Raw genomic sequence first — 20,632 nt, 5'->3', positions numbered from 1 at the left:
CTTCCGCAGACGGTGAACGGTACCGGAACCCCGCATGACCATCCCTACACTGGCGGCATGGACAACGCGTGGCTCGTGCCACTGTCGATGCTCCTCGGCGGGGTCTTCGGCGCGGGCGTCGTGGTGCTGATCATCACCGCCGAGCGGACGGCACGTGCTGCCGACGTGGCGGAGCGGACCCTGCCGGACGGCGTCGCAGCGGTCATCGCGACGATGCACAACCCGGCGGTCGTCATCGACCCGTCGAACACCGTCGTCGCGGCATCCCCCCAGGCCCTCACGGCGGGGCTCGTCGTGCGCCGACGCCTGGTGCACCACGAACTGCTCGAGCTCATCGATCGGGTGCGCAAGAGCGGGGAGATGGGGTCGGAGGACCTCGAGCTGCCGCGTGGCCGCCACGGGGAGCTCATCGGCTACCTCAGCTTCCGTGCCGCCCAGCTCGGCAACCGGTACGTCCTGCTCACGGCGGACGACCTGACCGAGAGCCGGCGCATCGACGAGGTCCGCCGCGACTTCGTCGCCAACATCTCGCACGAGCTGAAGACACCGATCGGCGCCATCGGCCTGCTGTCCGAGACCCTCGTCCTCGCTGCCGACGACCCCGTGCACGTGAAGAAGTTCGCCGCGCAGCTCATCACCGAGTCCGAGCGGCTCGGAGCGCTGACGAAGGACATCATCGAGCTGTCCCGGCTGCAGTCCGTCGACGCCCTCGAGAACAGCGAGGAGACCGGCATCGACAAGATCGTGCAGGCCGCCATCGACGCGAACGAGGTCGTCGCCCGCGCCCGCTCGATCGAGATCATCCGTGCCAAGAAGTCGAAGCTGCGGGTGATGGGCGACCGGGGGCTGCTGCAGGTCGCGGTGTCGAACCTCATCGCCAACGCGGTGAAGTACTCGCCGGACAACACCCGCGTCGGTGTGGGCGTCCGGTCGTCGAAGGGCTTCGTCGAGATCGCGATCACCGACCAGGGCGTCGGCATCCCCGAGGCCGACCTCGACCGCGTCTTCGAACGGTTCTACCGTGTCGATCCCGCACGGTCGCGCGCCACCGGGGGCACCGGCCTCGGGCTCGCGATCGTCAAGCACGTCGTCAGCAACCACGGTGGTGACGTGCGCGTCTGGTCGCAGCCCGGCAAGGGCTCGACCTTCACCATCCGTCTGCCCGAGGCAGATCCCGAACTGACCACAGCACTCGAAGAGCAACTGGAAGAGCAGCCATCGTGACCAAGATCCTCATCGTCGACGACGAGCCGGCCCTGAGCGAGCCCCTGGAGTTCCTGCTGCAGCGCGAGGGGTACGAGACCTCCGTCGCTGCCGACGGCGTCACCGCGCTGTCGAAGTTCGACGCGGAGAACCCCGACCTGGTGCTCCTCGACCTCATGCTGCCGGGCCTGAGCGGCACCGAGGTGTGCCGGCAGATCCGGACCCGGTCGAACGCGCCGATCATCATGCTGACCGCGAAGGACTCGGAGGTGGACATCGTCGTCGGGCTCGAGCTCGGCGCCGACGACTACGTGACGAAGCCGTACTCGACCCGGGAGCTCCTGGCCCGGATCCGTGCCGTGCTCCGTCGCCGGACCGAGGACGACCCGGCGGACAGCGGCATCCTGCAGGTCGGCGGCATCCGGATGGACGTCGAGCGGCACACGGTGTCGGTCGACGGGTCCGAGACCCCGATGCCGCTCAAGGAGTTCGAGCTCCTCGAGCTGCTGCTCCGGAACGCCGGCCGTGTGCTGACCCGCGGGCAGCTCATCGACCGGGTGTGGGGTTCCGACTACTTCGGTGACACCAAGACCCTCGACGTGCACATCAAGCGCATCCGCTCGAAGATCGAGCGGGTTCCGTCGACCCCCGAGATCCTGGTGACGGTCCGCGGTCTCGGGTACCGCATCGAGGCCTGAGACGGACGGACAGGAGGCCCGGTGCGAGTCCCTGGGACTCGCACCGGGCCTCCTGTGCGAACGGTCCGGGCGCGGTGTCAGCCGCGCCCGTCGGCGTCAGTTCGTGCCGTTGTCGCCCTCGGACGAATCCGTCTGCGAGTCCGTCGGCTGCGTGCCGGGCACGGCCTCGCCGGTCGACTGTGCGCCGCTCTCGGACGGGGACGTCGAGGTGGGCGTCGGGGTCGGGCTCGGCGCGAGGGTCTGGTACTCCTCCTGCGAGCTCGTCAGCACCGGCACGTTGGCCGAGGTGCCCTCGGCGTCCGGGTAGCTGAAGTAGACCTTCACGAGCGAACCGGGCTTGGCGTCCGCGTTGTCGAACACGATCGGCTCGGCGTCACCGGCGGTGGTGCCCTGCGTGGTGTCGCCCTCTTGCACGCTCGACTCGTCGTCGCTGCCCGCACCCGCGGCCATGGCGAGGTCGACGTGGGTGTTGGCCGGCACGTCGACGGTCTGGGTGTCGCCGCCGATCTCGATCGAGACGGTGTAGTCGTCCTGGTCGTCGTTGTTCACGAGCGTGCCGATGAAGCGGGCGCTCTCACCGTCGTCCGAGATCAGGAGGGCGTTCCGCACGTCGACCTTGCCGGTCGAGACGTCCACGCCGTCGGTGATCTGCTTGATGTCGACGGTGTGGGCTGGCGACATGAACTCGCACCCGGTGGCGCCGAGCGCGATGGTTGCCGCAACGGCGACGGACACGAGTACCCGAGGTCGCAAGAGATTCCTCCGTAAGTCACGATGGAGACCGGGCGGTCCCCGCGCCCATCCTAGCGATCACCGGGAGGGGTGAGCGTTGAGGGTCCCCTTACCGGAACGGCCCTTGTGGTAAACTGGATGTCTGGGAACGGAGCCTGATACATGCAATTCGAGGTCGGCGAGACCGTCGTCTACCCCCATCACGGGGCGGCAACCATCTCTGAAGTCAAGACTCGCGTCATCAAGGGCGAGGAAAAGGTCTACCTGAAACTGCGGGTGACGCAGGGTGACCTGACGATCGAGGTCCCGGCGGACAACGTCGACCTGGTCGGCGTCCGCGACGTGATCGGCAAGGAAGGACTCGACAAGGTGTTCGAGGTCCTCCGGGCGCCGTTCACGGAAGAGCCCACCAACTGGTCACGTCGCTACAAGGCGAACCTCGAGAAGCTCGCTTCCGGTGACGTCATCAAGGTGTCCGAGGTCGTCCGCGACCTCTGGCGGCGCGATCAGGACCGCGGGCTCTCCGCGGGTGAGAAGCGGATGCTGGCCAAGGCCCGGCAGATCCTGATCTCCGAGCTCGCGCTGGCCGAGAAGACCGACGAGGACAAGGCATCGACCGTCCTCGACGAGGTCCTGGCTTCCTGAGCCTGACGACAGCGCACTGAACACGACAGCACGAACGACGACCGCACGGTTCCCCGAAGGGGTGGACCGGGCGGTCGTCGTCGTTGCGGCGGGCTCCGGCACCCGGCTCGGCATCGGGACCGCGAAGGCGTTCGTGCCCGTGGCCGGTGCGCTGATGCTCGCGCGGGCGCTCGAACCCCTGTTCGCGTTGCCGTCGCCGACGATCGTCGTCGTGGTCGCACCCGCGTCGCACCTGGACGAGTGCCGGCAGGTGGTCGGTTCCGTCGCGGGAGCGGCTGTCGCGTACACGGCCGTCGTCCCAGGAGGCGCGGATCGCCACGGGTCGGTCGAGGCCGGCCTGGCCGTCCTGCCGGACTCCGTCACCACGGTGCTCGTGCACGACGCGGCGCGGTGCCTCACGCCCGCGGCACAGTTCTCGCGGGTGTTCGCCGCCGTCGCCGCCGGTGACGGTGCGGGCGTCGTGCCGGCACTCCCCGTCACGGACACGGTCAAGCGGGTCGACGGTGACGTCGTCGTCGAGACCGTCGACCGTGCGGCGCTCGTCGGGGTGCAGACCCCGCAGGGCTTCCCGCTCGCGGCACTGCGGCGGGCCTACGCGGTGTCGTCGCAGTCCGAGACGGACGACGCCGGGGTGTTCCAGGCCGTCGGGGGCACCGTCCGGTTCGTGCCCGGTGACGCCGACGCCTTCAAGATCACGACGCCGTGGGACCTCGGCCGGGCCGAGTCCATCGTGCGGGCGCGGTCCGAAGCTGGTGCTGGTGCTGGTGCTGGTGCTGGTGCGGCGGGTGCCAGCCAGGCGGACGCCGTCGCGGTCCGACTCGGGCTCGGGGTCGACGTGCACGCCTTCGACGACGCCTCGCCCTGCCGCGTCGGGCTGCTCGACTTCCCCGGCGAACCCGGCCTCTCCGGGCACAGCGACGGTGACGCTGTGGCGCACGCGGTGTGCGACGCCCTGCTCTCCGCCGGGGGCCTCGGCGACATCGGCGGACGCTTCGGCACCGCTGACCCGCAGTACGCCGGCGCCACGGGCGACGTGTTCGTCCGCGGCGCGGTCGCGCTGCTCGCCGATGCCGGGCTCGTGCCGGTGTCCGTCACCGTGCAGGTCATCGGCAACCGGCCGCGCATCGGCCGCCGCCGCGACGAGATGCAGGACGCCCTGTCCGCGGTCGTCGGTGCGCCCGTCGCCGTGTCCGGCACGACGACCGACGGGCTCGGGTTCACCGGCCGTGGCGAGGGGCTCGCGGCGATCGCCACGGCACTCGTGCGTCCCTCCTGAAACCGCGGCCCCGCGCCGATTAGGGTTGAGGCGTGACCGTTCGCCTCTACGACTCCCGCGCCGCAGCCGTCGTCGACCTCGTGCCCCTGGTCGACGGACACGTGAGCGTCTACGTCTGTGGTCCGACGGTGCAGTCGTCGCCGCACATCGGGCACCTGCGGTCCGCGCTCGTCTACGACATCTGGCGTCGGTGGCTCACCCACCGTGGGTACCGGGTGACCCTGGTGCGCAACGTCACGGACATCGACGACAAGGTCCTCGACCTGGCGGCAGGCACCGACGAGGAGTGGTTCGCCCGCGCCTACCGGGTCGAGCTCGAGTTCACGGCCGCGTACAACGCCCTCGGCATCCTGCCCCCGACGTACGAGCCCCGCGCCACCGCGAGCGTGCCGCAGATGCACGAGATCATCCAGCGCCTCATCGACCGCGGGCACGCCTACGCCGCCGACGACGGCTCGGGTGACGTCTACTTCGACACCGGCAGCTGGGCCGACTACGGGGTGCTCACCCGGCAGCGGCGCGAGGACATGGTCGAGGCCGCCGACGCCGATCCGCGCGGCAAGCGCGACGCCCGTGACTTCGCGCTCTGGAAGGGTGCGAAGCCCGGCGAGCCCTCGACCGCCAACTGGGACTCCCCGTGGGGCGCCGGCCGCCCGGGCTGGCACATCGAGTGCTCGGCGATGTCCCGTCGGTACCTCGGCCCCGCGTTCGACATCCACGGCGGCGGGCTCGACCTGCGCTTCCCGCACCACGAGAACGAGCTCGCGCAGTCCACGGCCGCCGGGGACCCGTTCGCGTCGTACTGGCTGCACAACGGCCTGGTGACGGTCGAGGGCCAGAAGATGTCGAAGTCGCTCGGCAACTCGATCTTCGCGGCGGACTTCCTCGGATCCGCCCGTCCCGCCGTCGTCCGCTACTTCCTCGGTGCCGCCCACTACCGCTCGTCGATCGACCACCACGAGGGCTCACTGGCCGAGGCCGAGGCGGCGTACGACCGCATCGCCGGGTTCCTCGAGCGCGCCGAGACCCGGCTCGAGGGCGTCCACCTCGCCGACGCCCCGGCCGTGCCCGATGCCTTCGCCGCGGCCATGGACGACGACCTCTCCGTGCCCCAGGCCCTGGCCGTGCTGCACGAGACCGTGCGCACCGGCAACGCCGCCCTGGACGCCGACGATGCGGAAACGCTCGGGACCGCGTACCATCAGGTGGCTGCGATGGTGGAGGTGCTCGGCATCGACCCGCGAGCCGCCCACTGGTCGGGCGGCGGCCACGACACCTCGGCAGGCCCGCTCGCCGCCCTCGTCGAACGCCTCGTGCAGGAGCGCGCGGACGCCAGGGCAGCACGGGACTTCACCGCGGCCGACCGCGTGCGCGACGACCTCGCCGCCGCGGGCATCACGATCGAGGACACGCCGTCCGGAACACGCTGGAGCATCGCCTGAACACGGCAGTGCCGAACAGGAGCTACGCATGAAGAACGTCTCGGGAAGCAAGAAGGGTCGGCCCGGCGCCGTCCGCACCGGTCGCAAGGGCAACAAGCAGGTCGGCTCCGGCGGACAGGGCGCCCAGGCGCTCGAGGGTCGCAAGCCGACCCCGAAGGCCGAGGACCGCCCGTACCACCCGGCCGGCAAGCGCAAGGCCGCGAAGGACCGCTTCGAGGCGGCCAAGGGCCGGCACGGTTCCTCGAGCACCCCGCAGGGTCGCACGGGCCGTCCGCCGGCGCGCAAGACCGACGACTCCGAGCTGGTGACCGGGCGCAACTCCGTGCTCGAGGCCCTGCGCACGAAGACCCCGTCGTCGACGCTCTACATCGCGTCGCGCATCGAGGTCGACGACCGCGTGAAGGAGATCCTCGCGCTCGCGAACCACCGCGGCGTGCCGATCATCGAGCTCATGCGTCCCGAGCTCGACCGCATCACCGGACACGACAGCGTGCACCAGGGCGTCGCCCTGAAGGTGCCGGCGTACCAGTACGCCGTGTCCGAGGACATCGTCGAGCAGGCCTTCTCGCGTGACCAGGTCCCGCTGCTCGTCGCACTCGACGGCATCACCGACCCCCGCAACCTCGGCGCGATCATCCGCTCGACCGCGGCGTTCGGCGGACACGGCGTCATCGTGCCGCAGCGTCGTTCGGTCGGCGTGACGGCGTCGGCTTGGAAGACCTCGGCCGGGGCCGCCGCACGCACGCCGGTCGCGATGGCCCCGAACCTCACGCAGACCCTGAAGTCGCTCAAGTCGATGGGCCTGTTCGTCCTCGGCCTGGACGGCGACGGTGACGTGGAGCTCGACGGCCTCGAGCTCGCGGACCGCCCGATCGTGATCGTCGTCGGTTCCGAGGGCAAGGGCCTGTCGCGCCTGGTCACCGAGACCTGCGACGCCATCGTGTCGATCCCGATCTCGAGCGCCACCGAGTCCCTGAACGCCGGCATCGCCGCGAGCGTCACCCTGTGGGAGGTCGCGCGGCGCCGTCGCACCGCGTAGCCACAGCACTTCGTGAGCAGGAATGGTCGCCTCCCCGAGCGGGAGGCGACCATTCCTGCTCACGGTGGTAGGCGGGGCTGGGCGTGACGGTCTGGAGGGCCGGCGCCGGTCTCCGGGACGCGGGACGGGCCTCCAGGCGGTCGCGTTGCCGACCCCCGAACGGTCAGGACATGTCGGCTGGTGCCCGCCGTGTGGCCACGAGTCGTCGCTGCGCGACGCCGCAGGCGACGGTTTGTGACCAGTCGGCGCCCGCCCGGCGGGGTGTCGTGACCGAGCGGGGACCGCGTCAGACCGTGGCGCGCCAGTCGTCGACGTCGTCGGACTCGTCGGACTCGTCGTCGTCGTCCAGCACCGGGATCGGCACGGTGATCGACGAGGTCGGCGGGTTGATGAGCAGGCGCTCGTCGCGACGGTGCCGGAGCACGTCGTTGATGTAGGCGGTCGTGGCCTCGGGCAGGGAGACGGAACGTTCCTCTTGCTGGGACATGAACCAGCGGTGCTCGAGCAGCTCGTGGAACACCTCGGCGGGTTCGAGCCGACCGCGCAGGTCACGGGGGATCGAGCGGACGACGGGCTCGAAGACCCGCGAGACCCACTCGTGCGCCACCATCTCCTCGTCGAGTTCGTCACGGCCGTTGCGGGCGCGGTACGAGTCGAGGTCGTTGAGCAGGCGCCGCGCCTGGTTCTCGCCGGCGTCGAGCCCGGTGAGGCGCAGCAGTCGGCGCTGGTGGTGCCCGGCGTCGACGACCTTCGGCTGGATCCGGACCTGCGAGCCGCCCTCGGTCGTGTGGATCGACAGTTCTTCGATGTCGAAGCCGAGCTCGTTCAGGCGCTCGACGCGGTCGTTGATGCGCCAGCGTTCCTTGATGTCGAACTGCTCGGTACCGGTGAGCTCGGTCCAGAGCGTCCGGTACTGGGCGACGATGCGGTTCGACACGTCCACGGGGTCGGCGTTCTCGTCGAGTCGCCCGCCGGCCTCGAGGTCGAGCAGCTCGCCGGCGATGTTCACCCGGGCGACCTCGAGGTCGTTCTCGCGCTGACCGTTCGACAGCCCGCCGGGGTAGAGCTTGCCGGTCTCGGCGTCGACCAGGTACGCGGCGAAGGCGCCGGCGTCGCGACGGAACAGCGTGTTCGACAGGGACACGTCGCCCCAGTAGAAGCCGATGACGTGCAGGCGGACGAGCAGCAGCGCGAGGGCGTCGACCAGACGAGTGGCGGTCTCGGGGCGCAGCGTCTGCGAGTAGAGCGCGCGGTAGGGCAGCGAGAACCGCAGGTGGCGGGTCACCAGCACGGGGTGCAGTGGTTCACCGTCGGCGTCGACGCGGTTCGTGATGACCGCGACCGGGTCCACGCACGGCACGTCCATGCGCTGCAGGGTCCGGAGCATCTCGTACTCGGACCGGGCGACCTCTTCGCCGGTCTCCTTCACCGCGGCGACGTACCCGCTCAGGTGCACGAACCGCACGAGGTGCCGCGAGATGCCCTTCGGCAGCGCGACGATCGTGTCGTCGGGCCAGTCGGCGAGTGGCAGGTCCCACGGCAGGTCGAGCAGGCCGGGGTCGACGGTGGCGGCGGTGATGGACATCGAGTCGGGCACGGTGGTTCCTCTGGTGTCGGGGACAGCCGAGAGCCCGCGTCCGCCCTTGTGAGGCGGGCGCGGGCTCTCGGGGGAGTGCGCTGGTTACGCGCTGACGACGGCCTTGTCGTCGAGGCGGTCGCCCGACTCGGTGTCGAAGGCGTGGACGTGACCCTGCTTCGGCGTGATGACGATCGTGTCACCGATCGACGGGTGTGCACGACCGTCGACACGGGCGACGATGTCGGCGCGCTGGCCGTTCACGTCGGCGTGGCCGTAGAGGTAGCCGTCGGCGCCGAGCTCCTCGACGACGTCGACCGTGACGGGCAGACCCTCGCCGGACTGCGAGACGATGACGTCCTCGGGGCGGATGCCGACCGTGATCTGTGCGGCACGGGCGTTCGACAGGGTGTCGCGGTCGATCGCGTGGTTAAGCGTGCCGAACTTGATGCCGCCCTCGATGACGTCGGCGGGCAGCAGGTTCATGGCCGGCGAACCGATGAAGCCGGCGACGAACACGTTGTTCGGCTTCTCGTACAGGTCGCGCGGGGTGCCGACCTGCTGCAGGATGCCGTCCTTGAGCACCGCGATGCGGTCACCCATGGTGAGGGCCTCGGTCTGGTCGTGCGTGACGTAGACCGTGGTGACGCCGAGACGACGCTGCAGCGACGCGATCTGCGTGCGGGTCTGGACGCGGAGCTTGGCGTCGAGGTTCGACAGCGGCTCGTCCATGAGGAACACCTGCGGCTGACGGACGATCGCACGGCCCATCGCGACGCGCTGACGCTGACCACCGGAGAGCGCCTTCGGCTTGCGGCCCAGGTAGTCCTCGAGGTCGAGGAGCTTGGCGGCTTCCTGCACGCGGGTGGCGCGCTCTTCCTTGCCGACGCCGGCGATCTTGAGCGCGAAGCCCATGTTCTCGGCGACGGTCATGTGCGGGTACAGCGCGTAGTTCTGGAACACCATCGCGATGTCGCGGTCCTTCGGCGGGACGTCCGTGACGTCGCGGTCGCCGATGCGGATCTGACCGGAGTTGACCTCTTCGAGGCCGGCCAGCATGCGGAGCGAGGTGGACTTGCCGCAGCCCGAGGGGCCGACGAGGACGAGGAACTCGCCGTCGGCGACGTCCAGGTCGAGGGAGTCGACCGCGGGACGGTTGCCTCCGGGGTAGAGACGGGTTGCCTTGTCATAGGTGACGGACGCCATGAGCGTTCGGTCCTTCCTTCACCGGCAGGTACGTGCCGGACGATCCGAGTGAAGCGGTGTGCCCGTACGGGCCCCGGACAGTCGCCGTCGACTGTCGAGGTTCATACAACACGAGTTCACCCGGGTGCGCCAGTGTTTTCCCCCTTGGTCGGCGGCTTCCCAGAGCGCCCCACTACAATCGCCGGGTCCGTCCGCCGAGCAGGGGAACGCCGAGCGGACACCGATCAGGAGGACGACGCACCGATGAACAACCGCCCCGAGGGTGCCGCCCGCGCCGCGCGGAACGAGCGCCGTGAAGCCGCCCGCCAGCGAGCCCAGCGTGCCCGGACCCAGCAGAAGCGACGCCAGCGTGGTGTCCGGCTCGGCCTGCAGATCGGGCTCGGGGTCGTGCTCCTCGCCGCCGCGACGATCGTCACGCTCGTGCTGGTCGACTCCGTGAAGCCCGCGGGCCCCGGCCCGTCGACCATGTCGCAGGGCGGCATCACCATCGGGCAGGGTCTGAAGCCCGTCGCGGCGTCCGGGTCCGGATCGGCTTCCGCGTCGCCGAGCAGCGCCGCGACCGACGGCGCCGGTACCGTCCGGATCACCCTGTACGTCGACTACCTCTGCCCGGGCTGCGGCCAGTTCGAGCAGGCGAACGGCGACTACATCAAGGACCTCGTCGACTCCGGTGCGGCCACGGTCGACATCCACCCGGTCGCGGTCCTGTCGAACCGCTCGCAGGGCACGAAGTACTCCCTCCGCGCCGCGAACGCCGCCGCCTGCGTCGCCGAGCACTCCCCGAACCAGTTCTACGCGGTGAACCAGGCGCTCTTCGCGAAGCAGCCGGACGAGGGCACCCCTGGTCTGACGGACGCCGAGCTCACCGACGTCGTCACGGGTGTGCAGGGGCTGCAGGAACGCAGCGCCGTCCGGAGCTGCATCGCCGACCAGGACTACGCCAAGTGGGTGGACGAGCAGACGACGGCGGTGTCCGACGGCACGATCCCCGGGTCGACGCTCAAGGAGTTCCCCGGCACGCCGCTCGTGCTCGTGAACGGGCAGCGCTACGAGCTGACCTCGCCGGTCACGAACGACGACTTCCGCACCTTCGTGGTGACGGCCGCCGGGGCGACCGACGCCACCCCGACGCCCACGCCGAGCGCGACCCCGTCGCCCACGCCGACCAAGCGCTGACGTTCGGACGAGCGCTGACGTCTGAACGAGCGCTGACGCGCTGCCCACGGACGGGAGGCCCGGTGCCAGCTGGCACCGGGCCTCCCGTGGTTCGACGGTGCGGCTACAGGGCCGAACCCGGGATGCTCAGGGTGTCGCAGCTCGTCGCGCCCTGCTGGTAGCCCCGCAGGAACCAGCGCTGTCGCTGCTCGCTCGACCCGTGCGTGAACGAGTCCGGGTCGACGCGGCCGGTCGCGCGCTCCTGGATGCTGTCGTCGCCCACGGCGCTCGCCGCCGACAGGGCGTCGGTGATCTGGGAGCGGGTGATCGGTTCGAAGAAGGTCTCGCCGTTCGCGTCCTTCGTCGTGGCGGCGTCGCCGACCCAGGCCCCGGCGTAGCAGTCAGCCTGCAGCTCGACGCGGACACTGCCCGACGACGCCCCTGTGCCGGAGCGGTCGGTGTTCGCGAACGACCCCTGCAGCTGCTGGATGTGGTGCGCCCACTCGTGCGCGACGACGTACATCTGCGCGAGCGGACCGCCGGACGAGCCGTACTGCGACTGCAGGTCGTCGTAGAACGCGGTGTCCAGGAAGACCGCACGGTCCGGTGGGCAGTAGAACGGGCCGGTCGCGGCCGAGGCCTGCCCGCACGAGGTGTCGGTGGAGTCCTGGAACAGGAAGAACTCCGGTGCCGTGTACGAGATGCCGAGCGACCGCGCCTCGGACGTCCAGTAGGCGTCGAGCGACTCGGCCGCGCCCTCCATCCGGCACTCGACGCGCAGGTTGGCGTCGCGCCCGGTCCGGCACTCGGGGGCGGCGTCGACGGACTCGCCCCCCTGCTGGATCGTCGTCAGGCCGTTGCCGCCGCCGACGATCCCGCTCACGTCGAAGCCGGTGAACTGCAGGATCAGGAACACCACGATGGCGCCGACGCCCACGGCACCTCCGCCGATCGCCGTGGTGCGACCCCGCCGCTTGACCTTGCCGCCCCGGAGTTGCGAGTCGTCGTTGAACGTCATGGTCCCGAACCTACCGATCAGCACCTCCCGATCAGCGGCCCCGCGTACCGTCGGCGGCGTCGGCCACCCCGACACCTGTCGTACACCTGTCGGACAACCGGAAGGAACCGCACAATGGCCACTCCCATCAGCACCGTGATGAGCCCCGCCCGCTACGTCCAGGGCAAGGACGCGATCACCCGCGTCGGCGAGTTCATCGCCCCGATCGGCAAGCGGCCCCTGATCGTCGCCGACGACGTGGTCTGGGGCATCGTCGAGACCGCCGTCTCCGAGAGCTTCCGGTCCGCCGACCTGGCCGTGGAGCGTGTCGGGTTCGGCCGCTTCGCCACCCCCGAGGCCGTCGACGAACTCGTCGAGCAGATCCGCGCGACGGACGCCGACGTCATCGTGGGGCTCGGCGGTGGCTCCGCGATCGACGCTGCGAAGGCCGCTGGGCACCTCGCCGGCATCCGGTGGGCCAGCGTGCCGACGGCTGCGTCCACCGACGCCCCGACCTCGGCGCTCGCCGTCATCTACACCGCCGAGGGCGAGTTCATCGAGTACCGCTTCTTCCCGCACAACCCGGACCTGGTGCTCATCGACACCAGGCTCGTCGCCAACGCGCCGGTGCAGTTCCTGGTCGCGGGCATCGGCGACGCGCTGGCGACCTGGGTCGAGGCCCGTGCCGCGAAGCGCGCCAACGCCGACACCATGGCCGGCGGCCTGCAGACCCAGACCGGCGTCGCGCTCGCCGAGCTGTCGTGGAAGCTCCTGCACGAGAACGCCCTGCAAGCCATCGAGGCCGTCAAGGCCAAGGTCGTCACCCCGGCGCTCGAGAAGGTCGTCGAGGCGAACACGCTGCTGTCCGGCCTGGGCTTCGAGTCCGGTGGGCTCGCCGCCGCCCACGCGATCCACAACGGGCTGACCGCGGCGCCGCAGGCGCACGGCCTGGCCCACGGGCAGAAGGTGAACATCGGGACGATCGCGCAGCTGGTGCTCGAGGGCGCCCCGGCCGAGGAGATCGAGGACTTCGTCGTCTTCACCACGAAGGTCGGCCTGCCGAACACCCTGACCGAGATCGGCCTGACGGTCGACGACCGTGACGTGCTGCGCGCCGTGGCCGAGGCCGCGACGGTGGAGGGCGAGACCATCCACAACATGCCGTTCCCGGTGACGCCGGAGCTCGTGGTCGACGCCCTGGTCGCCATCGAGGGCATCGCACGCAGCGTCCGCGCCGAGCACGGTCTGCCGGAGCCCGTGCTGTACGAGCACCACTGACGCCCTGACGTTCGAGGGGTCAGGTGCGGATCAGCGGCTCCATCGTCGCCAGGTCCGCACCGATCCCGACGTCGACGAGTTCGATCCGGCCGGCGAGGGTGGCGGCGGGTCCGGTCAACAGGCCGGCCTTCACGCCGCCGAAGGTGACGGTGACGTCGGCGTGCAGGACGTGGTCGTCCGCGACGCCGCCGGTGTCCACGTCGATGCCGCTCGGCACGTCCACCGCGACGACGAACGGCGCACGCTGGTCGCGGGCGAGCTCACGGATGGCGTCCACGACGTCCCGCGCGGGGGACCGCAGTGCGTTCGCGCCGTGCACCCCGATGCCGAGGATGCCGTCGAGCACCAGGTCGGCCTCGAGTGCCGCCTCGGTCGCGACGTCCGCCAGGCGTTCGCCGTCGCTCCGGCCGGCGGCCCGCAGGATGTCGGCCGCTCCGCCCGCGTTCGGTCCCGAGGCGCCGGACGGGCCGTCGAGCAGACGGGCGCCGGCGTCCAGTGCCGCTGCCAGGCCGGCCTCGTGGACACGGGAGCCGACGCGCAGGACCGCCACGTGCCTCCCGGCCGCTGCCAGGCGCGCGCCCGCGAACAGGGCGTCACCGCCGTTGTCGCCGCTGCCGGCGAGCACGAGGACGGATCCCGGCCCGTCGACCGGCCGCACGGCCGGGTCGTCCAGCAGGTCGCCGACGATGCGCGCGAGCCCGTCGGCGGCGCGCTGCATCAGGGGTTCCCCCGCGTCGAGGTGGGGGCGTTCCGCCGCCCGGATCTGATCGCCGCCGTAGCCGTCCATGGCCACCACACTGCCCCGATACGCTTGAGAGGACATGTCACTCGTCCCCGAAGCGCCCCGCCCCCGGTTCGTGATGTCGCCCGACGGGCTGCGACTCGCGACCTACGACTTCGGCGACCCCGACGCCCCGGCCGTCATCGCGGTGCACGGCTTCGCCTCCGGGGCGGTGCTCAACTGGCACGCCTCGGGCTGGACGCGGCACCTGGTCCGTGCCGGGTACCGGGTCCTGGCGCTCGACCAGCGCGGGCACGGCGCGAGCGCGAAGCCGCACGACCCCGGTGCCTACTCGATGGACCTGCTCGTCGCCGACGTCACCACGGTCATCGACACGTACCTGCTCGACGACGTCGCGTTCCTCGGGTACTCGCTCGGCGCCCGCGTCGGCTGGCACACCGCCGAACGCCTGCCCGGCCGGATCTCACGTGCGGTGTTCGGCGGGATCCCGGACGCCGACCCGATGCGTCGCGTCCGCGTCGACCAGGCGAAGGCGTACATCGCCGACGGCACCCCCATCGAGGACCGCGTCACCAACGGCTACCTGACGATGGCGGGCAACGTCGAGGGCAACGACCTCGGCGCGCTCGTGGCCATGGTCGAGGGGATGCGGAACAGCATCGAGCCGACCCCGGAGAACGCCCCGGCGCAGCCGCTCCTGATCGCCGCGGGCAGCGAGGACGGCATCCGCGACAGCGCGGTCCGGCTCGCCGAGGCCGCACCGGACGCCACCTTCTTCGAGATCCCGGGGCGCAACCACTTCAACGCCCCGACCTCGCGGCCGTTCCGCGAAGCAGCGCTGCGGTTCCTGTCCGCCCCGCGCTGAGGGGTACTCGTGGGTCCCCTCGGTCGGACGGCACCGGGCGTACCGTCCCCGCCATGGACTACAGACTCCTCGGCAACAGCGGGACATCGGTGTCGACGCTGACCCTCGGCACCATGACGTTCGGCAGCGAAGCCGACGAACCCACCTCACACGCCATCCTCGACGCCTTCGTGGCCGCCGGTGGCACGCTCGTCGACACGGCGGACGTCTACTCCGGCAACGAGTCCGAGCGGATCATCGGCCGCTGGCTCGCAGCACACCCCACCGAGGCCGCGCAGGTCGTCCTCGCCACCAAGGGCCGGTTCCCGCAGGGCGACGGCCCGAACGACCTCGGCCTGTCCCGACGACACCTGCGCGTGGCCCTCGACGCCTCGCTCGAGCGGCTCGGCGTCGACCACATCGACCTGTACCAGATGCACGCGTGGGACGCCCTGACCCCCATCGACGAGACCCTGCGGTTCCTCGACGACGCCGTGGCCGCCGGCAAGATCGGCTCCTACGGGTTCTCGAACTACCTCGGCTACCAGGTCACCAAGGCCGTCTACGAGGCGAAGGCCCACGGCTGGGCGCCACCCGTCACCCTGCAGCCGCAGTACAACCTGCTCGTCCGCGACATCGAGCACGAGGTCGTGCCCGCCTGCCTCGACGCCGGCATCGGCCTGCTGCCCTGGTCGCCCCTGGCCGGCGGCTGGCTCTCCGGCAAGTACCAGCGCGACGAGGCCCCGACCGGCGCGACCCGCCTGGGCGAGAACCCGCAGCGCGGCATGGAGGCCTGGGAAGCCCGCAACGGTGACGAGCGCACGTGGGAGGTGCTCGACGCCGTCTCCGAGGTGGCCGACGCCCACGACGCGTCGAAGTCGCAGGTCGCGCTCGCCTGGCTGCTGACCCGTCCCGCGGTCACGAGCGTGATCCTCGGCGTCCGCACCCTGTCGCAGCTCGAGGACAACCTCGGTGCCGCGGACCTGGTGCTCACCGACGACGAGCTCGACCGGCTGACCGACGCCAGCGCGCCCCGCATCGACGACTACCCCTACGGCACGGCCGGCGTCGCGCAGCGAGAGCGGAAGATCACCGGCGGGCGCTGAGCCGGCGGGTGCCGAGCTGGCGGACGCTGAGCGGACAGGACCCCTGCGCGTTCGTGCACATCGTGCGGATTTCCGCGGATGTGGGGTCAGGGTGTGGACGCGCGGGTCGGTGAGGTGTCATCCTCGTCGCACGACCGGCTGGTTACCGCGTCCAGCGCCCGGAACGCCCCCTGATCCGCGTTCCGTGTGCCGATGCCCCGGGCGAGACTTCGCCCGGGGCATCGCTTCCTCAAGGGCAGTGCGTCGCACCCCCTCCACACCTTCTGTACGGCAGTATTCCACCGTGCTGCTCTGCTTCGTCGACGAATCCTTCAAGCCGGACCTCTACGGCTTCGGCGCCGTGATGGCGGACGCGGCACAGACCCGCTGGCTCACGCATCGCATGCACGAGATCGTCGCGGCGCTCGAGGAGTACGGCGTCGAGGCGCAGGCCGAGATCCACGCCCATCCGATCTTCCACGGGAAGGGCGCTTGGAGCGCCGTCCCGCCACGCGTGCGCGTGAAGGTGTTCCTCGACGTGGTCGAAGCCGTCGTGACTTCCGGAGCAACCGTGCTGCTCCGAGGCTGCCGCCCCGGGCAGTTGCGTCGGTACCAGGACGCGCGGGGCTTCCGTGATCGGCACTCGCCGGAACAGGTGGCCTTCCAGCACCTCCTGCAGCGGGTCGACAGGAAGGCCGGTGCGATGGATGCGCACGCGCTCGTCATCGCGGACGAACGGTCGGATCGAGACCGGCACCGTGAGCGCTTTGCGGTGTACCAGGCCTACGGGACTCCCGGAACGTACATGCAGACCCGGCTCGAACGGTTGCTCGACACCGTTCACTTCGCGCCGAGTCACCACTCACGCATGCTCCAGGTCGCCGATCTCCTGGCGTTCGTCTGGGTGCGCTCGCGGACGGTGGAGGAACGGGATCCGCGGCAGGCGCGTGTCCTCGCCGCGCTCGTCGACGACATCGAACGGTGCGCGTACCAGCCCGGCGTCTGGCCCTGAAACTGGTCGACCGGCACCGCCGCCCCGGACGCACGACAGCCCCGCTCGAGGCGGGGCTGAAGGCGGTGCGGGCGGCGAACGAGTCGCGGCCTGCGCATGCAGTATATGGGGCCGGCAGCGGGACTTGAACCCGCAACCCCCGTATTACAAGTACGGTGCGCTACCAATTGCGCCATGCCGGCTGACGCCGCTCATCTTACCGGTGAGGGCGTCCGAGGCTCACTCGCCCGACTTCTCCGAGAAGTTCAGCGAGATCGAGTTCATGCAGTACCGGTCACCCGTGGGGGTGCCGAACCCGTCCGGGAACACGTGGCCCAGGTGCGAACCGCAGTTCGCGCACCGGACCTCGGTGCGGGCCATGCCGAGGGAGTTGTCCTCGATGAGCTGCACGGCGTCCGGGTTCACCGACTCGTAGAACGACGGCCAGCCGCAGCCGGAGTCGAACTTCGTGCCGCTCTTGAACAGCTCCGCGTTGCAGGCCGCACAGGTGTAGACGCCGGCGCGCTCCTCGTCGAGGAGTTCACCGGTCCACGGTCGTTCGGTCCCCGCCTGGCGGAGGACGGCGTACTGGTCCGGGGAGAGCTCCTCGCGCCACTGGGCGTCGGACTTGTCGACGTTGTATGCCATTGGTTCCTCCTGCTTCCGGCCGGGCTCTTCCGGGCACTCCCGACCACTTCACTAAACTCGCCACGATGTCCGAGCATTCCGTGCACCACGCCCGCTGGACCCGTCTGACGACGGACGAACTGTACGGCATCGTGGTCCTGCGCAACCGCGTGTTCGCGCTCGAGCAGCGGGTCACCGCCGAGGACTTCGACGGCCGTGACCGCGAGCCCGACACCGAGCACTGGTGGTTCGGCACGGACACCGATGCGGTTGGGTACCTGCGGCTCATCCGCCCGGCATTCGACGAGGTCCATCCCGACGGCTCGGAGCCGCCGGCGTGGGTGATCGGCCGGGTCGCCACCGATCCCGGACACCGCGGGCAGGGGATCGCCGGCCGGCTCGTCGCCGCCGTCCTCGACGAACACGGACACGACCCGTTCGTCCTCCATGCCCAGGAGTACGTCGCCGCCCTCTACGAGCGGTACGGCTTCGTGCGGTTCGGGGAGCCGTACGACGAGGCCGGTATCCGCCACGTCGGCATGCACCGGCGCGGGCGCTGATGGACACCCGCGCCCGGTACGCCGCGTACGCCGACCGCATCCAGGCGGTCTCCCCGTCGTACGCGGCCTGGGCACGGTCGCTCGACGACTCCCTCGTCGCGCTCCTCGCCGAGGTCCCCGAGCAGCAGCGGCAGCCGGAACTGTTCTTCGCGGTCGCGCGGCAGCTGGGCGCGGACCCGTCGGACCCGGGTGCGCTGCGCGCGCTCGGCCTGGAGGCCCGCCCCGCGCTGGTCGCGGCCCTCGCCTCCGCCACGGTGCAGGCCAACGACCCGCAACGGCTCGCACCGGTCGTCCCGCTGTTCGCCGCGCTCGCCGAACGGTCCGCGCGGCCGCTCGGCCTGGTCGACGCCGGGGCCGCCGCCGGGCTGTGCTCGATCCCGGACCGGGTGACCCTGGACTACCGCGTCGGTTCCGGGGCCGCGGTCCTCCGGATGCACACGGCGGTCGCCGAGCCCTCGGTCCGGCTCGTCGCGGACGCAACCGGGGCCGTCCCCACACCCGCGACCGTCCCGATCAGGGTCGGCGCCCGGGTGGCCCTCGACCCGAACCCGATCGACCTGTCGGTCCCCGGTGCGTTCGACCGGCTGGTCGAGGCCGTCCCGCCCGAGGCGTCGGACCGGACCGCCCTGATGCGCGCGGCGGCGTCCGCGACGCTCACCGTGCCTCCAGTCCGGATCCGGGGCGCGCTGCCCGGCGACCTCGACCGTGCACTGGACGCCCTGCCGGACGACGTCGAACCGGTCGTCCTGACCACCGGGACCCTGGTCTACGTGCCGGGCGCGGACCGGCAGCGGTTCGTCGACCGGATCCGTGCGCGAGGCGTGCACTGGATCGCCCTCGAACGCACCGGGATCCTGCGCGGGGTGGCGGCGACGCTGCCCGACGACGTCGACGCGGCGGATCCGGACTCGTTCGCGACGGTCTCGCTCGACGGGGTCGCGGTGGCCGTCTCCGACCCGTTCGGTCGGCGTGTGCGCTGGTTCCGCGCGCCGAACCTGTGACCGGTGTTCGCGACAGTCCAGCGCCGTGCCAGGGTCCGGATCGACTCCACCCCTACGATGTGCGAGACCCGTTACCCGACCGTGATCGGAACCGCAGTGACCAGCCCCACCGACGAACGCAGCGTCGACGAGCTCAGTGCTGACCAGATCGGTGCTGACCAGATCGGTGCTGACCAGCTCAGTGAGCTCGCCAAGCACGTGCTGTCGTTCGAGCAGGACCGGGCACGGCACGACCGCACGAAGGAAGCGGAGATCCGGGTCGAGTTCGAGATGTCGGCGGCGCGCTACTACCAGGTGCTGAACCGCGTGATCGACTCGCCCGCGGCACTCGCGTACGACCCGCAGCTCGTCAGCCGGCTGCAGCGGCTCCGTCACGCGCGCACCAGCGCCCGGGCGACGCGCAGCTTCGTCGCGCCCGGTGCGGCTCCCGAAGGACGTGAAGAGGAACGATGAGCACGAGATTCCCCCGAGACCGGTTCGACGACGTCGCCGACGGCCCGCGGGTCGGTGCGCACCGCGGTGCCCAGCGTCGCGGCCGTGGCTGGATCGCCTTCGCCTGGGCGGCGCTCGCCACCGGTGTGCTCGTCGGCATCGGCGTGCTCGTCCTCGCGCTGCTGAACGGCAGCTACTCGTTCAACAGCTCGGATTCCCCCTCGGCCTCCACGTCGGCGTCCGCCACCGCGAAGCCCTCGGCGACGTCCAAGCCGTCCGCGTCCTCGTCGGCCGGTTCGGGCTCCGCAGGGTCGGGGGCGGGCAGTGCTGCGGCCGCGACGCCGGCGCAGCAGGGCACCACGACCGTCGTCGTCCTGAACGGCACGACCACCACGGGCCTCGCCAGCCGGGCGAGCGCGGCGCTGACCGGTGCCGGCTGGCAGGTCGCCTCCACCGGTGACGCCGGTACGACGGGCTCCACGTCGACGATCGTCTACTACCAGCAGGCGTCGCAGGCGGCGGTCGCGCAGGGCATCGCTAAGCAGCTCGGCGTCACGGCCGTGCAGCAGTCGGCGGCGTTCCCGAACGCCGACGTGAGCGTCGTCCTCGGCGCGGACTACACCGGCTGATCGGTCGTTCTGCGGGCCGTCGCGCCGCGTTTTCCGCGCATTGTGTGACGGCCGTGTTTCGAGCACGTTGATTTCTGACGGAATCGACGTGAAACAACGTCACACCTCTTGCCTGATCGGACGGGTTCGGTCAGAGTCCCATGCAGACGACGATCACGTCGTTCCGCACTGCAGTACCAGGGAGCAAGAGATCATGGCCAACGGAACCGTGAAGTGGTTCAACGCTGAAAAGGGCTTCGGCTTCATCACCGTGGATGGAGGGGGCCAGGACGTGTTCGTGCACTACTCGGCCATCGACATGTCGGGTTACAAGGTCCTCGAGGAGGGCCAGGCCGTCGTGTTCGACGTCGGCACCGGGTCGAAGGGCCCGCAGGCAGAGTCCGTCCGCCCCGCCTGAGCACGACCACTTCCAGAACGCGCCGTCCCGTCAGGGGCGGCGCGTTCGTCGTGTGCGGGGACGGTGACCGGCGCGGG

General features: G+C 70.8%; 22 protein-coding genes and 1 tRNA gene. 16 read left to right on the top strand and 7 right to left on the bottom strand.

The window, feature by feature from the left end:
* The first annotated feature begins 57 nt into the window (after positions 1-57).
* Both DEJ11_RS15915 and DEJ11_RS15910 read left to right on the top strand, forming a co-directional pair.
* Positions 58-1,224, top strand: a complete 1,167-nt coding sequence (locus DEJ11_RS15915; RefSeq protein ID WP_071404724.1) for a sensor histidine kinase — start codon at positions 58-60, stop codon at positions 1,222-1,224.
* Positions 1,221-1,901 (top strand): response regulator, encoded by a 681-nt coding sequence (locus tag DEJ11_RS15910; RefSeq protein WP_027466611.1) that lies wholly within the window; start codon positions 1,221-1,223, stop codon positions 1,899-1,901. Before DEJ11_RS15915 ends, DEJ11_RS15910 begins: the two co-directional genes overlap by 4 nt.
* Before the next feature lie 96 nt (positions 1,902-1,997).
* Here DEJ11_RS15910 and DEJ11_RS15905 read toward each other — a convergent pair whose 3' ends face one another.
* Entirely contained in the window at positions 1,998-2,654 is a 657-nt protein-coding gene (locus tag DEJ11_RS15905; RefSeq protein WP_128780543.1) for a hypothetical protein, read from the bottom strand.
* 141 nt (positions 2,655-2,795) lie between these two features.
* Between DEJ11_RS15905 and DEJ11_RS15900 the strand changes: the two genes are divergently transcribed.
* From DEJ11_RS15900 to rlmB, 4 genes are read left to right on the top strand one after another with little or no spacing between them, the layout of a single operon-like run.
* Positions 2,796-3,278, top strand: a complete 483-nt coding sequence (locus DEJ11_RS15900) for a CarD family transcriptional regulator (RefSeq protein ID WP_017888066.1) — start codon at positions 2,796-2,798, stop codon at positions 3,276-3,278.
* Between the two features lie 16 nt (positions 3,279-3,294).
* Positions 3,295-4,554: a 2-C-methyl-D-erythritol 4-phosphate cytidylyltransferase gene (ispD, locus tag DEJ11_RS15895; protein ID WP_502866919.1), complete on the top strand. Its 1,260-nt coding sequence runs from the start codon at positions 3,295-3,297 to the stop codon at positions 4,552-4,554.
* A 32-nt stretch (positions 4,555-4,586) separates the two neighbouring features.
* Entirely contained in the window at positions 4,587-5,996 is a 1,410-nt protein-coding gene (gene cysS, locus DEJ11_RS15890) for a cysteine--tRNA ligase (RefSeq protein ID WP_111102482.1), read from the top strand.
* Positions 5,997-6,024: 28 nt separating this feature from the next.
* Positions 6,025-7,035 carry a 23S rRNA (guanosine(2251)-2'-O)-methyltransferase RlmB gene (gene rlmB / locus DEJ11_RS15885; RefSeq protein ID WP_027466607.1) on the top strand — a complete coding sequence of 337 codons (1,011 nt, stop codon included), beginning with the start codon at positions 6,025-6,027 and terminating at the stop codon, positions 7,033-7,035.
* A gap of 286 nt (positions 7,036-7,321) precedes the next feature.
* Here the strand turns inward: rlmB and DEJ11_RS15880 are convergent, their stop codons facing one another.
* The gene (locus DEJ11_RS15880; protein WP_111102480.1) at positions 7,322-8,632 is read right to left on the bottom strand and encodes a DUF4032 domain-containing protein; all 1,311 of its coding nucleotides are present in this window, start codon (positions 8,630-8,632) and stop codon (positions 7,322-7,324) included.
* 84 nt (positions 8,633-8,716) lie between these two features.
* Positions 8,717-9,817: an ABC transporter ATP-binding protein gene (locus DEJ11_RS15875; protein ID WP_071244017.1), complete on the bottom strand. Its 1,101-nt coding sequence runs from the start codon at positions 9,815-9,817 to the stop codon at positions 8,717-8,719.
* A gap of 243 nt (positions 9,818-10,060) precedes the next feature.
* Between DEJ11_RS15875 and DEJ11_RS15870 the strand changes: the two genes are divergently transcribed.
* Entirely contained in the window at positions 10,061-10,993 is a 933-nt protein-coding gene (locus tag DEJ11_RS15870) for a DsbA family protein (RefSeq protein ID WP_111095636.1), read from the top strand.
* A 103-nt stretch (positions 10,994-11,096) separates the two neighbouring features.
* Here the strand turns inward: DEJ11_RS15870 and ypfJ are convergent, their stop codons facing one another.
* Positions 11,097-11,990, bottom strand: coding sequence for a KPN_02809 family neutral zinc metallopeptidase (gene ypfJ, locus DEJ11_RS15865; RefSeq protein WP_111102479.1), 894 nt, complete (start codon positions 11,988-11,990; stop codon positions 11,097-11,099).
* Positions 11,991-12,104: 114 nt separating this feature from the next.
* Here ypfJ and DEJ11_RS15860 point away from each other — a divergent pair, with 114 nt between their 5' ends.
* Positions 12,105-13,247 carry a glycerol dehydrogenase gene (locus DEJ11_RS15860; protein WP_111047010.1) on the top strand — a complete coding sequence of 381 codons (1,143 nt, stop codon included), beginning with the start codon at positions 12,105-12,107 and terminating at the stop codon, positions 13,245-13,247.
* 19 nt (positions 13,248-13,266) lie between these two features.
* Here DEJ11_RS15860 and DEJ11_RS15855 read toward each other — a convergent pair whose 3' ends face one another.
* Complete coding sequence (locus tag DEJ11_RS15855; RefSeq protein ID WP_111089155.1) at positions 13,267-14,034, bottom strand: NAD(P)H-hydrate epimerase; 768 nt, start codon at positions 14,032-14,034, stop codon at positions 13,267-13,269.
* Positions 14,035-14,068: 34 nt separating this feature from the next.
* Here DEJ11_RS15855 and DEJ11_RS15850 point away from each other — a divergent pair, with 34 nt between their 5' ends.
* From DEJ11_RS15850 to DEJ11_RS15840, 3 genes are all read left to right on the top strand, one after another.
* Complete coding sequence (locus DEJ11_RS15850) at positions 14,069-14,854, top strand: alpha/beta fold hydrolase (RefSeq protein WP_071244025.1); 786 nt, start codon at positions 14,069-14,071, stop codon at positions 14,852-14,854.
* Positions 14,855-14,907: 53 nt separating this feature from the next.
* Positions 14,908-15,939 (top strand): aldo/keto reductase, encoded by a 1,032-nt coding sequence (locus DEJ11_RS15845; protein ID WP_111102478.1) that lies wholly within the window; start codon positions 14,908-14,910, stop codon positions 15,937-15,939.
* Between the two features lie 238 nt (positions 15,940-16,177).
* The gene (locus tag DEJ11_RS15840; RefSeq protein ID WP_284176635.1) at positions 16,178-16,930 is read left to right on the top strand and encodes a DUF3800 domain-containing protein; all 753 of its coding nucleotides are present in this window, start codon (positions 16,178-16,180) and stop codon (positions 16,928-16,930) included.
* A gap of 106 nt (positions 16,931-17,036) precedes the next feature.
* On the opposite strand, the gene DEJ11_RS15835 is transcribed toward DEJ11_RS15840, so the two are convergent.
* Both DEJ11_RS15835 and msrB read right to left on the bottom strand, forming a co-directional pair.
* Positions 17,037-17,112 (bottom strand) — tRNA-Thr (locus tag DEJ11_RS15835).
* 37 nt (positions 17,113-17,149) lie between these two features.
* Positions 17,150-17,557: a peptide-methionine (R)-S-oxide reductase MsrB gene (gene msrB, locus DEJ11_RS15830; protein ID WP_027466599.1), complete on the bottom strand. Its 408-nt coding sequence runs from the start codon at positions 17,555-17,557 to the stop codon at positions 17,150-17,152.
* Positions 17,558-17,622: 65 nt separating this feature from the next.
* Here msrB and DEJ11_RS15825 point away from each other — a divergent pair, with 65 nt between their 5' ends.
* The 5 genes from DEJ11_RS15825 (at position 17,623) to DEJ11_RS15805 (ending at position 20,555) form a co-directional block, all read left to right on the top strand.
* Entirely contained in the window at positions 17,623-18,096 is a 474-nt protein-coding gene (locus DEJ11_RS15825; protein ID WP_181440761.1) for a GNAT family N-acetyltransferase, read from the top strand.
* Entirely contained in the window at positions 18,096-19,097 is a 1,002-nt protein-coding gene (locus DEJ11_RS15820; protein ID WP_111102474.1) for a DUF2332 family protein, read from the top strand. Before DEJ11_RS15825 ends, DEJ11_RS15820 begins: the two co-directional genes overlap by 1 nt.
* Positions 19,098-19,193: 96 nt before the next feature.
* Positions 19,194-19,550: a DUF3263 domain-containing protein gene (locus DEJ11_RS15815; protein ID WP_258375255.1), complete on the top strand. Its 357-nt coding sequence runs from the start codon at positions 19,194-19,196 to the stop codon at positions 19,548-19,550.
* Complete coding sequence (locus DEJ11_RS15810) at positions 19,547-20,158, top strand: LytR C-terminal domain-containing protein (RefSeq protein WP_017888050.1); 612 nt, start codon at positions 19,547-19,549, stop codon at positions 20,156-20,158. Before DEJ11_RS15815 ends, DEJ11_RS15810 begins: the two co-directional genes overlap by 4 nt.
* Before the next feature lie 193 nt (positions 20,159-20,351).
* Positions 20,352-20,555 carry a cold-shock protein gene (locus tag DEJ11_RS15805; protein WP_017888049.1) on the top strand — a complete coding sequence of 68 codons (204 nt, stop codon included), beginning with the start codon at positions 20,352-20,354 and terminating at the stop codon, positions 20,553-20,555.
* The last annotated feature ends 77 nt before the right edge of the window (positions 20,556-20,632 follow it).

It is taken from the genome of Curtobacterium sp. MCLR17_058 (assembly GCF_003234705.2).
Taxonomy (GTDB): domain Bacteria; phylum Actinomycetota; class Actinomycetes; order Actinomycetales; family Microbacteriaceae; genus Curtobacterium; species Curtobacterium flaccumfaciens.
This window is presented reverse-complemented; position numbering and strand designations above follow the sequence as displayed.